This is a genomic window from Pseudomonas sp. Emmai, assembly GCF_055179735.1.
Genome location: NZ_CM143685.1, coordinates 1364827 through 1378990 on the forward strand (window position 1 = coordinate 1364827; position 14164 = coordinate 1378990).

At 61.1% G+C, this 14164-nt stretch carries 16 protein-coding genes; 3 read left to right on the plus strand and 13 right to left on the minus strand.

Annotated features, from left to right (window positions below):
* Positions 1-120 precede the first annotated feature (120 nt).
* The gene (locus ACY4LX_RS05990) at positions 121-603 is read left to right on the plus strand and encodes a glutathione peroxidase (protein ID WP_463259418.1); all 483 of its coding nucleotides are present in this window, start codon (positions 121-123) and stop codon (positions 601-603) included.
* Between the two features lie 215 nt (positions 604-818).
* Positions 819-1922: an NADH:flavin oxidoreductase gene (locus tag ACY4LX_RS05995; protein WP_149657564.1), complete on the plus strand. Its 1104-nt coding sequence runs from the start codon at positions 819-821 to the stop codon at positions 1920-1922.
* A gap of 91 nt (positions 1923-2013) precedes the next feature.
* Here ACY4LX_RS05995 and ACY4LX_RS06000 read toward each other — a convergent pair whose 3' ends face one another.
* Positions 2014-3213: a glycosyltransferase family 4 protein gene (locus ACY4LX_RS06000; protein ID WP_463259419.1), complete on the minus strand. Its 1200-nt coding sequence runs from the start codon at positions 3211-3213 to the stop codon at positions 2014-2016.
* 29 nt (positions 3214-3242) lie between these two features.
* Entirely contained in the window at positions 3243-4004 is a 762-nt protein-coding gene (gene cysZ / locus ACY4LX_RS06005; RefSeq protein WP_149657562.1) for a sulfate transporter CysZ, read from the minus strand.
* 316 nt (positions 4005-4320) lie between these two features.
* On the opposite strand from cysZ, the gene trxB reads away from it, so the two are divergent.
* Positions 4321-5283, plus strand: coding sequence for a thioredoxin-disulfide reductase (gene trxB, locus ACY4LX_RS06010; protein WP_149657561.1), 963 nt, complete (start codon positions 4321-4323; stop codon positions 5281-5283).
* 58 nt (positions 5284-5341) lie between these two features.
* Here trxB and ACY4LX_RS06015 read toward each other — a convergent pair whose 3' ends face one another.
* The 11 genes from ACY4LX_RS06015 to ACY4LX_RS06065 form a co-directional block, all read right to left on the minus strand.
* Complete coding sequence (locus tag ACY4LX_RS06015) at positions 5342-6625, minus strand: NAD(P)/FAD-dependent oxidoreductase (RefSeq protein ID WP_463259420.1); 1284 nt, start codon at positions 6623-6625, stop codon at positions 5342-5344.
* Positions 6626-6689: 64 nt separating this feature from the next.
* On the minus strand, positions 6690-7523 hold the full coding sequence (locus tag ACY4LX_RS06020) for a transporter substrate-binding domain-containing protein (protein ID WP_149657559.1): 834 nt from the start codon (positions 7521-7523) through the stop codon (positions 6690-6692).
* Positions 7524-7568: 45 nt separating this feature from the next.
* The gene (locus tag ACY4LX_RS06025) at positions 7569-8297 is read right to left on the minus strand and encodes an amino acid ABC transporter ATP-binding protein (RefSeq protein ID WP_463260569.1); all 729 of its coding nucleotides are present in this window, start codon (positions 8295-8297) and stop codon (positions 7569-7571) included.
* 60 nt (positions 8298-8357) lie between these two features.
* Entirely contained in the window at positions 8358-9332 is a 975-nt protein-coding gene (locus ACY4LX_RS06030; protein ID WP_463259421.1) for an amino acid ABC transporter permease, read from the minus strand.
* Between the two features lie 210 nt (positions 9333-9542).
* Entirely contained in the window at positions 9543-10793 is a 1251-nt protein-coding gene (locus ACY4LX_RS06035; protein ID WP_463259422.1) for a 2-aminoadipate transaminase, read from the minus strand.
* Between the two features lie 204 nt (positions 10794-10997).
* Positions 10998-11336 (minus strand): HopJ type III effector protein, encoded by a 339-nt coding sequence (locus ACY4LX_RS06040; RefSeq protein ID WP_008037347.1) that lies wholly within the window; start codon positions 11334-11336, stop codon positions 10998-11000.
* The gene (locus ACY4LX_RS06045; RefSeq protein ID WP_149657557.1) at positions 11329-11625 is read right to left on the minus strand and encodes a DUF1244 domain-containing protein; all 297 of its coding nucleotides are present in this window, start codon (positions 11623-11625) and stop codon (positions 11329-11331) included. Before ACY4LX_RS06045 ends, ACY4LX_RS06040 begins: the two co-directional genes overlap by 8 nt.
* Positions 11626-11722: 97 nt before the next feature.
* On the minus strand, positions 11723-12094 hold the full coding sequence (gene folX, locus ACY4LX_RS06050) for a dihydroneopterin triphosphate 2'-epimerase (protein WP_149657556.1): 372 nt from the start codon (positions 12092-12094) through the stop codon (positions 11723-11725).
* A 2-nt stretch (positions 12095-12096) separates the two neighbouring features.
* Positions 12097-12672 carry a GTP cyclohydrolase I FolE gene (folE, locus tag ACY4LX_RS06055; RefSeq protein ID WP_149657555.1) on the minus strand — a complete coding sequence of 192 codons (576 nt, stop codon included), beginning with the start codon at positions 12670-12672 and terminating at the stop codon, positions 12097-12099.
* Between the two features lie 21 nt (positions 12673-12693).
* Positions 12694-13404 (minus strand): dihydromonapterin reductase, encoded by a 711-nt coding sequence (gene folM, locus ACY4LX_RS06060; protein WP_149657554.1) that lies wholly within the window; start codon positions 13402-13404, stop codon positions 12694-12696.
* A gap of 157 nt (positions 13405-13561) precedes the next feature.
* A complete protein-coding gene (locus ACY4LX_RS06065; RefSeq protein WP_463259423.1) occupies positions 13562-14131 on the minus strand; it encodes an antibiotic biosynthesis monooxygenase in 570 nt (189 codons plus the stop codon).
* Positions 14132-14164 lie beyond the last annotated feature (33 nt).

Genomic DNA, 14164 nt, shown 5'->3' on the forward strand with positions numbered 1-14164 from the left:
TCTGCGCTAAGCTTTCGAGAACTGGAGAGGCGCCCGAGGGCGCCTTTTTAGTCCGCGGCTGTCCCTGGCGGCGCCGCCAGGTGGCTGTTTCGAGAAGAACACGGGAATTTGGAGTTCGTCATGAGTGCTTTCCACGACCTTAAATTGACAGCCCTGGATGGTCAGGAGCTCCCTCTGGCGCCCTTCAAGGGGCAAGTCGTGCTGGTGGTCAACGTGGCCTCCAAATGTGGATTGACCCCACAGTACGCGGCGCTGGAAAACCTCTATCAGCAATTCAAGGGAAAGGGCTTCAGCGTGCTGGGCTTGCCGTGCAACCAGTTTGCTGGCCAGGAACCGGGCACCGAGCAAGAGATCCAGGAGTTCTGCAGCCTCAACTATGGCGTGACCTTTCCGTTGTCCAGCAAGCTGGAAGTCAACGGTCACGATCGTCATCAGCTGTACCGTTTGCTGGCGGGCGAGGGCGCGGAGTTTCCGGGTGATATCACCTGGAATTTCGAGAAATTCCTGCTCGGTAAAGACGGCCGTGTACTGGCGCGGTTTTCGCCGCGGACAGCGCCGGATGATCCGACGGTGATCCACGCCATCGAAAAAGCGCTGGGCTGAATCTCTCCCTGTACCTGTGGGAGCGAAGCTTGCTCGCGAAGGCGTCATGTCAGTCGACTTAGTTGTCGGCGGACACACCGCCATCGCGGGCAAGCCATGCTCCTACAATGTTTCCTACCTTTTAGACCTTAATCACCGCAATCAATAGTGCTGTTCAAGGCTTGCGACTCTCCATATTATCCCCGTCATAAAGTCATTTCCCCGTGGAGCGTCCCATGCCCGTTAAAGCCCTGTTCAAACCGTTCCACCTCGGCACCCTCGAACTGCCGACCCGCGTCGTCATGGCGCCGATGACCCGCTCCTTCTCCCCGGGCGGCGTACCCAATACCAAAGTGATCGAGTACTACCGCCGCCGCGCTGCTGCCGGCGTGGGCCTGATCATCACCGAAGGCACCACCGTCGGCCACAAGGCCTCCAACGGCTACCCGAACGTGCCGCATTTCTACGGTGAAGCCGCGCTGGCTGGCTGGAAGAAAGTCGTCGACGCCGTGCACGCCGAAGGCGGCAAAATCGTTCCGCAACTGTGGCACGTGGGCAGCGTGCGTCGCATCGGCACCGAGCCGGACGCCAGCGTGCCGGGTTACGGCCCGTCGGAGAAACTGAAGGACGGTCAGGTCGTGGTTCACGGCATGACTAAACAGGATATCCAGGACGTCATCGCCGCATTCGCCCAGTCGGCCAAAGATGCCCAGAGCATCGGCATGGACGGCGTGGAAATCCACGGCGCCCACGGCTATCTGGTGGACCAGTTCTTCTGGGAAGGCACCAACCAGCGCACCGACGAATACGGCGGAAGCCTGGCCAACCGTTCGCGTTTCGCCATCGAATTGATCCAGGCCGTGCGTGCGGCCGTGGGCGAAGGTTTCCCGATCATCTTCCGTTTCTCCCAGTGGAAGCAGCAGGATTACACCGCGCGCCTGGTGCAAACTCCGCAAGCCCTGGGTGAATTCCTCAAGCCGTTGTCCGACGCCGGCGTGGACATTTTCCACTGCTCGACGCGGCGTTTCTGGGAGCCGGAGTTCGACGGTTCCGAGCTGAACCTGGCCGGCTGGACCCGCAAGCTCACTGGCAAGCCGACCATCACCGTGGGCAGCGTTGGTCTGGATGGCGAGTTTCTGCAGTTCATGGTCAACACCGACAAGATCGCGCAGCCGGCCAGCCTGGAGAAATTGCTGGAGCGGTTGAATAACGAAGAGTTCGATCTGGTGGCTGTAGGTCGTGCGCTGCTGGTGGACCCGGATTGGGCGCAGAAAGTGCGCGAGGGGCGTGAGGAAGACATCCTGCCGTTCAGCCGTGAGGCGTTGATGACGCTGGTTTAAGCGGCGATTGGAATGGCCTCTTCGCGGGCAAGCCTCGCTCCTACAAGGGAATCACCGTCCTCTGTAGGAGCGAGGCTTGCCCGCGAAGCTTTTAAGGCAACAACGCGCCATTCGGCAGCGATTGCCCCTGCACACAAGCCCCGCGCAACTGCCCCTCAAACTGCTCGATAATCGCCGCCCACCCCTGGCGACTCGCATGCTGGCGCGCATTCAGCCGCACGCAACGCAGTGTTTCCCGCTCTTCCAGCAACCAGCGCGCCGCCTCGCAGAACGCTTCCTCATCGCCCGGCATCGCCAGTACGCCGTTGTAGCCGTGGCGAATGTGCTGACCCGCTGCCGCCATATCGTAGGCCACCACGCCCAGCCCCGACGCCAGCGCCTCCAGCACCACATTGCCGAAGGTCTCGGTCAGGCTCGGAAACAGAAATACATCCCCCGACGCATAGTGACTGGCCAGGGCTTCGCCGCGCTGTGAGCCGCAGAAAATCGCCTCGGGCAAATCCTTCTCCAGCGCCATTCGCAACGGACCGTCGCCGACCACGATCAACTTCAGGTTTCGCTGTGGATAGGTGCTTTTCAATGCCTCGAAGCTGCGCTTGAGCAAGCCCAGGTTCTTCTCCGGGGCCAGGCGTCCGACATGGATCACGGCAATGTCATCGTCCGCCAGGCCCCATTGTTCACGCAGCGCGTCGAGACGTTTGGTGGGGTGAAACAGTTGGCTATCGACCCCCCGGGACAACAGGGCCAGGCGTTCGAACTGCCGGCGTTCCAGCTCCAGTCGCTGGCTGATGCTGGGCACCAATGTCAGTGTCGAGCGGTTGTGAAACCAGCGCAGGTAGTGGGTCAACAGGCGCGTCAGCAGGCCGAACCCATACTGGCTCGAGTACTGTTGGAAGTTGGTGTGAAAGCCGCTGACCACCGAAATCCCCAGGCGCCGCGCCGCACGCAAGGCCGACAGACCCAACGGCCCTTCAGTGGCGATGTACAACACGTCGGGGCGATGGCGTTTCCAGCGCCGCAGCAACTTGTGCATCGACGACTGGCCCCACTGCAACCCCGGATAACCCGGCAGCGGCCAGCCGCGACACAGCAGCAGTGCATCGTCACTGCCCAACTGCCGATCACAGCCCTGACGCGGGCGAACCAGCTCGACCTGATGCCCGCGCGCGCGCAAACCGTCGCACAAGCGGCCAAGGGTATGGGCCACGCCATTGATTTCCGGGGGGAAGGTTTCGGTGATCAGGGTGATATGCAGAGCTGTCGTCATGACCTCAGTGTCGGCTGAGGCCATGTCGTCATTGTGTCAGTGCGATGATGGATTTATGACGCCGCGCGCTGAGGCACCAGGTTCTCCGCCCCACGTTCACGCACCCAGAACAACGTCGCCCCGGCCACGGCGGCCGGCATCATCAGGATGTTGACCACGGGAATCAGCAGCGCCAGGTACACGATCCCGCCAAAGCTCATGCTCTGCCAGCGCTTTTCGCGCAGCCAGGCGAGCATTTCGTTCCAGCCGAGTTTGTGGTTGTCCGCCGGGTAGTCGATGTACTGGATCGCCATCATCCATACGCCGAACAGCAGCCACAACGGCGCGGCGATGATGTTGACCACCGGGATGAACGAGAGAATGAACAGGCCCAGCGCCCGGGGCAGGAAGTAGCCGAGTTTGCGCATTTCCCGGGCCAGGGTGCGGGGGATCATTTCGATCAGCTCGCCCCAACTGAAGGTCGGGAAGTCGTCGGTGCCGCGCACCACCACTTCGACTTTTTCCGCGAGGAAGCCGTTGAACGGTGCGGCGATGACGTTGGCGAGCATGGTGAAGGTGAAGAACACCATGAATCCCACCAGCACCACGAAAATCGGCCAGAGGACGTAGCTGAGGAAACTCAGCCAGTCGGGCAGGGACGGCATCAGGGTGTCGACCCATAAGCTGAATTGATGGCCGGCCAGGTAAATCAATCCGACGAACAGCACCAGGTTGATTGCCAGCGGCAACAAGACGAACAAACGCAGGCCCGGGCTCAAGACCAGCTTGAGGCCTTCGCGCAGGTATTGCGGGCCGGACAGAACAGGGGCGGGCATAGCGTGCTCCGAGCAAGGGGTAAACGCGCCGACCTTACCGGCTTTGCCTCACGGGCGAAAGCGCGGTCGCAGCGTCGACATTCACTGTAACAAAGGCGTCTATAAAATCACCGTATCGGGATAGAGACCGCCTATGAGCTGGATTGTTAAACCGTATTTCCTTAATCTTCGCCCCCTCGATACGCTGCACCCATTCTTTTTACAGGACTGTCGAGCTCAAGCCTTCCCCAAGTGCTTTCAACAGTCCTTTTTTATTCCCGCCGGCAAACCCGGCGTTCCGCGCCAGGTTATTCGGGCCGGTTAACAGGAGCAGGTCATGTCTGAAGTCCGTCATTCGCGAGTGATTATTCTCGGTTCCGGCCCTGCCGGTTACAGCGCCGCGGTGTATGCCGCCCGTGCCAACCTCAAGCCACTGCTGATCACCGGCATGCAGGCTGGCGGTCAACTGACCACCACCACCGAAGTCGACAACTGGCCGGGCGACGTCCACGGCCTGACCGGCCCGGCGCTGATGGAGCGGATGAAAGAGCACGCCGAACGCTTTGAAACCGAGATCGTCTTCGACCACATCAATGCCGTGGACTTCGCCGCCAAGCCGTACACCCTGACCGGCGACAGCGCGACCTACACCTGCGACGCCCTGATCATCGCCACCGGCGCCAGCGCGCGTTACCTGGGCCTGCCGTCGGAAGAAGCGTTCATGGGCAAAGGCGTGTCGGCCTGCGCGACCTGCGACGGTTTCTTCTACCGCAACAAGCCAGTGGCTGTGGTCGGTGGCGGTAACACTGCCGTTGAAGAAGCGCTGTACCTGGCCAACATCGCCAGCACCGTGACCCTGATCCACCGTCGCGAAACCTTCCGCGCCGAGAAGATCCTGATCGACAAGCTCAACGCCCGCGTTGCCGAAGGCAAGATCATCCTCAAGTTGAACTCGAACCTGGACGAAGTCCTGGGCGACAACATGGGCGTGACCGGTGCTCGCCTGAAGAACAACGACGGCAGCTTCGACGAACTGACCGTGGACGGCGTGTTCATCGCCATCGGCCACACCCCGAACACTTCGCTGTTCGAAGGCCAGCTGACGTTGAAAGACGGCTATCTGGTGGTGCACGGCGGCCGTGAAGGCAATGCCACTGCCACCAACCTGGAAGGCATCTTCGCCGCCGGTGACGTGGCTGACCACGTTTACCGCCAGGCGATCACCTCGGCCGGCGCCGGCTGCATGGCGGCACTGGACGCCGAGCGCTACCTCGACGACCTGCAGAACGCCAAACTCTGATTGCGTTGAAATGAAAAAACCGGCCTCGGCCGGTTTTTTTGTGCCCACAAAAAATGCGTTAGCCGCGCAATCGTTCCTGAACAAAATCCATGACCTTCAACGACTGATAGATCGCATTGGCCGCAATCTTCCCGAACGGCCCACCGTTCCAGTCCAGCAGATACGGCTTGAACAGCTGATAGCGCGCACTGTCCCCGCACAGCGCTTCAGCGATCACCCGGCCGCCGATGGAGCCGGTGTTCAAGCCATGGCCGCCAAACGAAGTGCAGGCCCAGACACCCGGTTCCAGCAGCCCCAGGTTGGGCATTTTGTTGGTGGAGTAGCCCATCAGGCCGGACCAGGCCAGGTCGATCTTGACCGCAGCCAATTGCGGATACACCGAGACCATATCGGCCTTGAGCATCGCCGCCAGGGCTTTTTCGTCCTGTTCGTTGCGGGTGGTAATGCGTCCGCCCCAGAGCAGGCGGTCGCCTTCGACCACGCGGTAATAGTCCGATGCGCGGCGGTCATCGGAGAACGCGGCGCCGGAGTCGAGGACGTTCTTGATCCCGTCGCCCAGGTGTTCGGTCAGCACCACGTACGTGGCGATCGGTAGATAGGCGCGGCTGAGCTTCTGCAATTCCGGGCCGCCGTAGCCGCCGGCGCAGAACACCAGATCCTGGCAGCACACGGTGCCGTGAGCAGTGCGGACGATTTTGTCGGCGCCCTGGTGCTGCCAGGCGAGCATTTTCGAGTGTTCGAAAATCCGTCCTCCCGCCGCTTCGATGGCGAGGGCCAGGCCCAGGCAATAATTCAAGGGGTGGAAATGCAGGGCATTGGGGTCTTCGACACCCTGGAAATAACGCGAGGTGTGCGCCCGTTCGCGCACCTGGGCGGTGTCGAGAAAGTTGAGTTCATAGCCGAAGTCCCGGCGCATGGTTTCGATGTGGTTTTTCACTTCGGCGCCGTCGTCGTAACGCTTGACGCGAATGGTGCCGGCGGACGGCGCGCACCCGGTCAGGGCCAGTTCACGGATGTTGTCGCGGACGATCTCCACCCCCTCGGCCGACATCTGGAACAACGCCCTGGCCTGTTCCAGACCGAGTTTTTTGCGGATCGCCCCAGAGCCTTCCGCCCAGCCCGGCGAGACCACGCCGCCATTACGACCGGACGCGCCCCAGGCGACTTGATGGGCTTCAAGGATGATCACGCGCTTGCCGCGCCGGGTCAGCTCGAGGGCGGCCGTGAGGCCGGCGATACCGGCGCCGATGATGCACACGTCGCAGGTTTGATCGCCGTTCAGTGCGGGCCGGGCCGCGCGCGGCAGCGAGGTTTGGGAATACCAGGTGGTTGGAAAGGACATGATCAATCCTTGAAGAAGGGTGTTTGCGGGAGCGAGCCGGCTTGCTCCCACAGGGCCAGTGCGCTTACTTGATGGTCGAGTAGTCGACGCCGTACCACTTGTCCGAGAGCTTGGTCAGCGTGCCGTCCTTGTGCATCGCGCCCACGATTTCACTGAGTTTGGCGGTCAGCTCCGGGTCACCCTTGTCGGTGGCGATGGCCAGCGGTTCGTAGAACGCCACGGCATTGTCCACGGCACGCAGCGGGTAGCCTTTCTTGACGGCCGCGTCCAGGGTGCTGCGTTGCGTGAGGATCGCATCCAGGCGTGTGCCATCGCCCAGGCGCAAATCGTCCAGCGGGCCGACAGAGCCGGAGTAGGTCTTCATTTTTTCGGTTTTGACGTCATACACCACGGGCGGCACGTCGGTGGTTTCAATGGCCAGCGCCTGGCTGAAATAGTCCTCGGACGTGGTGCCGCCTTCGACGCCGATGGTCTTGCCGTTCAGCGCTTTGTGGTCGGTGACTTTGGAGGTGCCGTGCACTGCAAACACGTAGGGCACGTAGTAATAGGTGCCGGGGAAATCGAGGATGCGCGAGCGACTTTTAGTCGCGGTCATCGAGCCCACGGACACGTCCCAGCGCCCGTTCCATTTGCCGGCGGTGATCACGTCCCAGTCCGGCGTGATGAACTTGACCGCGACCCCGAGGCGCTTGGCGATCTCCTTGGAGACGTCGATGTCGAAACCGTCGATCTCATTCTTGTCGTTGATGAATCCCTGGGGTGGCCAGGTCGCCGAGGTCGCGACGGTCAGGGTCTTGCTGCTCTCGATCTTGTCCAGGACCGCGCCGGCATTGGCGGCGCCGACGAACAACAGCGACAGGGTGGCAGCGAGGGTCAGCGCATGTTTTTTACTGAGCATGTTTATCTCCACTTTTCGTTTTTGTTATGCGGGGTAAAGCCGTTCTCAGTGACCGATGATTTGCGAGAGAAACTTCTGCGCGCGTTCGGTCTGGGGGTTGTTGAAAAACTCGGCCGGGGTGGCTTGTTCGATGACCTGGCCCTGGTCCATGAACAGCACGCGATCGGCGACCTTGCTGGCAAAACCCATCTCGTGGGTCACGCAAATCATGGTCATGCCGTCGGTGGCCAACTCGCCCATGACATCGAGCACTTCGTGGACCATTTCCGGGTCCAGCGCCGAGGTTGGCTCATCGAACAGCATCACTTTGGGATTCATGCACAGCGCCCGGGCAATCGCCACGCGTTGCTGCTGGCCGCCGGACAGTTGCGACGGATACTTGTGCGCGTGCTCGGCAATCCGCACTCGCTCCAGGTACACCTGCGCACGTTTTTTCGCTTCGGTGGACGACACGCCTTGTACCAACTGCGGGGCCAGGGTCAGGTTGTCCATCACGCTCAGATGCGGGAACAGGTTGAAGCTCTGGAACACCATGCCGATTTCCCGGCGCACCGCGCTGACACTTTCCGCCTCGCTGGTGAGGGTGATGCCGTTGACCTGGATGTGGCCTTTCTGGAAATTTTCCAGGTGATTGATGCAGCGAATCATCGTCGACTTGCCCGACCCCGACGGCCCGCACACCACCAGGATTTCCCCGGCGGCCACGTTCAGATTGACGTCACGCAAGGCGTGAAAATTGCCGTACCACTTGTTCAGGCCAGTGATTGAAATCATGGATGGGCCGGTCTGCGTAGCAGGGGCCAGGTCGAGTCGCTCGGCGGTAGTCATCATGGATCAACCTCTGGCAGTGGATCGGTTGACCCGTTTTTCGATTCGCGCCTGCACCCGTTCGAGAATGAACGACAGCGCCCAGTAAATCATCGCGGCGGTGATCAGCATTTCCAGGTGACGGAAGTCCGCGCGGCCCTGGGTCTTGGCCAGGTACATCAGCTCCCAGACACCGATCACTGACACCAGCGAACTGTCCTTGAGCATGGCGATGAACTGGTTGCCGGTGGGCGGGATGATCACCCGCAAGGCTTGCGGCATGATCACCCGGCTCAGGGTTTTGAACGGGCTGATGCCCAGCGCCCGCGAGGCTTCCCACTGGCCGACCGGAATGCTCTGGATCCCCGCGCGGAAGATCTCGGTCATGTACGCGCCGTAGCACAGCGACAGGGCGAGGATGCCGGCCGGCACTGCGTCGACCACGTAACCGAGTTGCGGCAGGCCGAGGTAAATCAGGTAGATCTGGATCAGCAGCGGCACACCGCGAAAGAACGAGGTGTAGAACGAGGCGATGGCATTCGCCAGACCGTTGTTCGACAGCTTGGCCACCGCGCCGATCAGCGCCAGCACAAAGGCAATCACGATGGCGACGGCGGAGATATACAGCGTGGTCGCGGCGCCCTGGATGATCAGGAAACCGATCTTGTCGAGGATGAAGCTGTAGGAGAGGTTGAAGGTGTCGAAGAAGGCGAGGAACAGGATCAGCAGTTCGATCCACACTACGGTGGTTTGCACTTTGAACTTCAGGCGCCCGAGGACATGGAAGTTCAGTGTGCCGAGCACGGCGATCAGCAAACCGATGGCGATATTGCGGGCGGTCAGGCTGTCGGGGGCGTCGCTAAGCAGTGGATGCAGAAAGTGACTGAGGGCGCTGTTGCCCAGGTTCATCAGGTACGCGCCGAGGAACAACACCACAGCGACGCCAAGCAGGAATTGAGGATCATTGGACTTTTTTTTATAAATTATATTGTCGTGATACATGAATGCCTCGGCTTGTAGGTGGTTACGGTCTCGCTCGATAAAAGAAGTTATTTGCAGGAGCCTGGCTTGCCGGCGAAGGCGATTGGCGGGGCGCCCTCGCCGGCAAGCCTGGCTCCTGCAGGTCGGTTATTGGGCAGTATTGCGACGCAAAATCCGGGACTACAAGCGAACATAATTCGCTATGTCAGTCCCGGATCGCAGTTTGCGTTTTCAGGAAAGCTTGGCCAGGCAGGCCTCTAAGATGTCCAGACCTTCCTCCAGCACCGCTGCCTCGGTGGTCAGCGGTGCCAGCAGCCGAATGATGTTGCGCGACTTGCCGCTGGGCATCAGCAGCAAACCCGCGTCCCGGGCCAGGGCCAGAAGCTGGGTCAGTTGCGCTGAGGCCGGTGTGCCGTCGGCGTTGACCAACTCGATACCGCGCATCGCGCCGACACCGTTCAAACGCCCCAAAAACGGTGAGAGTTTGCTGGCGCGCCAAGCCTCGTAGCGGCTGACAATCGCTTCTTCCTGTTGCGAACCCCAGGCGTGCAGGTTCGCATCGGTCATCTCATCCAGGGTCGCCAGCGCCGCCGCGCAGGCGATCGGGTTGCCTGAATAAGTGCCGCCGAGTCCGCCCTTGGGCAGCGTGTCGAGCAGCGCTTTGCGCCCGACCACCGCGCCCAGCGGCACACCGCCGGCAATACTCTTGGCGAGCAGGATCAGGTCCGGCTCGATTCCCAATCGCGAGAAGGCAAAACGCTCCCCGGTACGGCCGAAACCGGACTGGATTTCATCGGCGATCAGCAGGATGTTTTTCTCGTCACAGAAGCGCCGCAACGCCTGGGCGAATTCCACGTCCATCGCCAGGAAACCCGCTTCGCCCTGCACCGGTTCGACGATAAAACACGCCACGTCATTCACATCGATCTCGACGCTGAACAGCCGATCCATCGCCTTCAACGCTTCGGCGCAGGTCACGCCGTTGTCCTTGCTCGGGAAAGGCAGGTGATACACCGGACCGGGCAGCACCCCGACTTTCTGTTTGTAGGGCGCGACTTTGCCGTTGAGGTTGAGGGTGGCGAGGGTGCGGCCGTGGAAGGCGCCGTCGAAAGCGATCACGGCGGTGCGGCCGGTGGCTCCGCGAACGATCTTCAAGGCGTTTTCCGCTGCTTCTGCGCCGCTGTTGGTGAGCATGCCGCTGACTGGGTAGCTGACCGGGATAAACGCCGTCAGGCGCTCCATCAAGTCGAGGTAAGGCACATGCGGCGCAGCGTTGAACGCGTAGTGGGTCAGCCGGGTGGCTTGTTCGCGAATGGCTTCGACGATGCGCGGGTGGCAATGGCCGAGGTTGAGCACGCCGATGCCGCCGACGAAATCGATGTAGCGTTTGCCCTCGGTATCCCAGACTTCGGCATTCTTGCCGTGGCTGAGGGTGACGGGATGCACGACGTTGATCGACTGGCTGATGGTTTCGCTGCTCATGGATACCTGACTCAGAAGAAGGGTTGCTTCTTTTTATCTAAGCCGTGAGCAGGGGGGCCGGGCAAACGAAATAAAGTCGCCGGGTCAATCTTAAAAGTCGGGATGTGCCGCAGGAGCATGGCTTGCCCGCGATGGCGTTCTTGAGATCGCCTTCGCGGGCAAGCCTCGCTCCTACGGGACGGTGGTGTTCGTGGGAACGCGGTTTTAGCGGCGGGTCAGGGGCTGTTGGGTGAACTTCACGCCGGCCAGACCATGAGCAATCAACGCGCGGATATTGCCGTGATCGCTGCCTTCAGGCGTCGCCACCACCGAACGGTAATGCTCGCCAAACGCCAACAGCGCCTCTTCATCGCTCAGACCTTCCAGCAGCGCCAGACCGAGGGTCTTGCACGAACCTTCGTTCTGCCCGGCGGCGTTTTCCACGCCACCGTTGTTGAACGCTTGCGGCTGGTAATCGTAACCGGCGGCGATGAAGGCCAGGGTGTCGGCAAAAACGTGTTCGCCGCTTTTGAGGCTGGCGCGCAGGGTGTTCAAATCACTCATTGGGTTTTCCTTTGGCGAACGCCGCTTGTTGTTCGGCGCTGGCTTCTTGCTGGTATTGGGCTTTCCAATCGGCGTACGGCATGCCGTAGACCACTTCGCGAGCGTCGTCGAGGCTGACCTCGATCTGACGTTCGTCAGCGGCGGCCTTGTACCACTTCGACAGGCAGTTGCGGCAGAAACCCGAGAGGTTCATCAGGTCGATGTTCTGCACGTCCTTGCGGCTGTCCAGGTGCGCAACCAGCCGGCGGAAGGCGGCGGCTTCAAGTTCCAGGCGTTGTTGATCGGTCATGGGAGTCTCTGCGAGACAGCGTTGAGCGGCAAGCCTCAAGCTGCAAGTTGGATTTCGGTGGCCGTTAGCTTACCGCTTGAAGCTTAAAGCTTGAAGCTTAGCGGCTCGCCGCTAGCGTTATCGACACCGATTCGGCAAAACGCAGGGCGTGGGGTTTGTCGACTTCCACTTCGGCATACAGCACCGACGCGTTGACCATGACCAAATCGAGGATTTCCTGGGTCAGGCGTTCGAGCAGGGCAAAGCGATTGCCCTCCACGTGGGCGATGATCGCCTTGGTGATGGTGCGGTAGTTCAGCGCGTGATCAATGTCGTTGTCGCGCACCGCGTCTTGCGCCGCGTAGAGGATGGTCAGGTTGATCAACACATCCTGCTTGTTGAGGATTTCGTCCTCGTTGATGCCGATGAAGGTGCGCAGGCACAGGTCCTTGACCCGGATGCGCGCCATTCCTGGTTGAAGTTGTGGCATTGCTACTTGCTCCGTCCAATCAATTGCAGGAACTCCTGGCGGGTGTTGCTCGACTCGCGGAAGGCGCCGAGCATCACCGAGGTGTTCATGGTCGAATTCTGTTTCTCGACACCGCGCATCATCATGCACATGTGTTTGGCTTCGATCACCACGGCGACCCCGGCGGCATCCGTCACGTGCTGCACCGCGTCGGCGATCTGCCGGGTGAGGTTCTCCTGAATTTGCAGGCGCCGGGCGAACATGTCCACCAGGCGTGCAATCTTCGACAGGCCCAACACTTTGCCCGTCGGAATATAAGCCACATGCGCCTTGCCGATGAAGGGCAGCAGGTGGTGCTCGCACAGCGAATAGAGCTCGATGTCGGCGACGATGATCATCTCGTCGGTGTCCGAGGAAAACAGCGCGCCGTTAACGATTTCCTCGACACTTTGCTCGTAGCCATGACACAGGTACTGCATGGCTTTGGCGGCGCGCATCGGGGTGTCTTGCAGGCCTTCGCGGTCGGGGTTTTCACCGAGGCCGATGAGGATCTCGCGATAGCTCTGGGATAAGGCGTTCTGAGGCAGGGATAACGTCATGAAATATCCTCGCGGGGCGGCTTATTTGACGTGCCGTCCGCCGTTGACGGTCAGGGTCGTGCCGGTGACATAAGGGTTGTCGAGCAGATAGCGCAGGCTCTGGTAGATCACTTCGCTGCCGGGTTCGATGCCCAGCGCGGATTTGGCCAGGGCCTTGGCGCGGTACGCCGCGTCGTCGTCGGGATTGAACAATAGCAGGGCTGGGGCAATGCCGTTGACCTTGATCGTCGGCGCATATTTTGCGGCGAAGGACAGGGTCAGGCTGTCGAGCCCGGCTTTACTGGCGCAATAGCCGATATGTTGACTGCTGCCCTTGCGGGTGACGTCGTCGCTGATGTGCACGATGTCGGCCGGGCTCGAGCGTTCGAGCAAGTCGGCGCAGTGCAGGTTGATCAGGTAGGGCGCGAGCATGTGCACACTGAACATCCGGGTGAAGGCCTGGGCCTCGGTGTCCGGGGTTTCGGCCAGCCATTCGGACGCGTTATGCACGATCGCCCGCAGGCTGTCGGTGTGGGTCTTGAGTTCGCTGATGAACGCGAGGATGCCGGTTTCGCTGGAGAAGTCCGCGAACAGCGCCGTCGCGCCCAGGTCGCGCAACATTTGAACGCCGGGGCGTTCGCTGCGGTAGCTGAAGATCACCGGGTGGCCGTCTTCGAGCAGACGCTGCGCACAATGCAGGCCGACACGCTGGCCGGCACCGGTGATGAGGAGGGGGGCTGCGGAAGAGGTCATGAACGGCTCGCGTCGCGGTTAGAGCAAAACTATACCAGCGACGGCGAGCGATCACCTACGACCTGTAGGAGCGAGGCTTGCCCGCGAAGAGGACGCCTCGGTCTATCTGTCAGACCGCGTTATCGTTCTTCGCGGGCAAGCCTCGCTCCTACAGGGGTTACGGATTTTGGGTGGTGGGCGCGACGGGCAACGGCCGCGCCGGCGTGCTGTGCAGCCAGTTGGCCAACACTCGGGTCGACAGCGGAATAAAGAAGTAGACCATCAAGGGCGTCAGGCACAGCGTGCTGATGAACACCCGGGGCAGCAGGCTCATTTCGCCGAGCAACGGGCCCAGGACAAAGTTGAACAGCAGCGATACCGGGAAGAACGCCAGCCAGATCGCCACCGCCTGTTTCCAGCGCGGCGGGCGATTACCGGCAGCGCCGAACCAGCCTTCGATGCCGCTGACCCGATGTTCGGTCGGATGGGCGAACAAGTCGCTGCCCCGTGCCAGCCAGGCGGTGCGCGAGGCGGAGTGCTCCCAGGCGTGCAGGGTCTGCTCGTCGGCGAAGCGGAAAATGATCTGGAATTCGTCATCGTCGGGCGGCGGAGCGAGCACGCCAGAGCCGAGATAACCGGGAAAGTCGGTGGCCAGTTGTTCGCCTTCACGCAACCAGGCGATCAGGTCCTGATAACGTCCATCGGCAACGCGGCGCGCCACCATCAGCGTGACGGGTGAGGTAGACATTTTGTATCTCCATATTACAAACGCGTTGCTCCG

Excerpts from the sequence above, each read along its gene's own strand:
- folX (WP_149657556.1), bottom strand. The coding sequence starts at position 12,094 with ATGCCACAACTTCAACCAGGAATGGCGCGCATCCGGGTCAAGGACCTG.
- ACY4LX_RS06030 (WP_463259421.1), bottom strand. The coding sequence starts at position 9,332 with ATGTATCACGACAATATAATTTATAAAAAAAAGTCCAATGATCCTCAA.
- folM (WP_149657554.1), bottom strand. The coding sequence starts at position 13,404 with ATGACCTCTTCCGCAGCCCCCCTCCTCATCACCGGTGCCGGCCAGCGT.
- trxB (WP_149657561.1), top strand. The coding sequence starts at position 4,321 with ATGTCTGAAGTCCGTCATTCGCGAGTGATTATTCTCGGTTCCGGCCCT.
- ACY4LX_RS05990 (WP_463259418.1), top strand. The coding sequence starts at position 121 with ATGAGTGCTTTCCACGACCTTAAATTGACAGCCCTGGATGGTCAGGAG.
- folE (WP_149657555.1), bottom strand. The coding sequence starts at position 12,672 with ATGACGTTATCCCTGCCTCAGAACGCCTTATCCCAGAGCTATCGCGAG.
- ACY4LX_RS06020 (WP_149657559.1), bottom strand. The coding sequence starts at position 7,523 with ATGCTCAGTAAAAAACATGCGCTGACCCTCGCTGCCACCCTGTCGCTG.
- ACY4LX_RS06015 (WP_463259420.1), bottom strand. The coding sequence starts at position 6,625 with ATGTCCTTTCCAACCACCTGGTATTCCCAAACCTCGCTGCCGCGCGCG.
- ACY4LX_RS06045 (WP_149657557.1), bottom strand. The coding sequence starts at position 11,625 with ATGACCGATCAACAACGCCTGGAACTTGAAGCCGCCGCCTTCCGCCGG.
- ACY4LX_RS06000 (WP_463259419.1), bottom strand. The coding sequence starts at position 3,213 with ATGGCCTCAGCCGACACTGAGGTCATGACGACAGCTCTGCATATCACC.
- cysZ (WP_149657562.1), bottom strand. The coding sequence starts at position 4,004 with ATGCCCGCCCCTGTTCTGTCCGGCCCGCAATACCTGCGCGAAGGCCTC.
- ACY4LX_RS06040 (WP_008037347.1), bottom strand. The coding sequence starts at position 11,336 with ATGAGTGATTTGAACACCCTGCGCGCCAGCCTCAAAAGCGGCGAACAC.
- ACY4LX_RS05995 (WP_149657564.1), top strand. The coding sequence starts at position 819 with ATGCCCGTTAAAGCCCTGTTCAAACCGTTCCACCTCGGCACCCTCGAA.
- ACY4LX_RS06025 (WP_463260569.1), bottom strand. The coding sequence starts at position 8,297 with ATGATTTCAATCACTGGCCTGAACAAGTGGTACGGCAATTTTCACGCC.
- ACY4LX_RS06035 (WP_463259422.1), bottom strand. The coding sequence starts at position 10,793 with ATGAGCAGCGAAACCATCAGCCAGTCGATCAACGTCGTGCATCCCGTC.
- ACY4LX_RS06065 (WP_463259423.1), bottom strand. The coding sequence starts at position 14,131 with ATGTCTACCTCACCCGTCACGCTGATGGTGGCGCGCCGCGTTGCCGAT.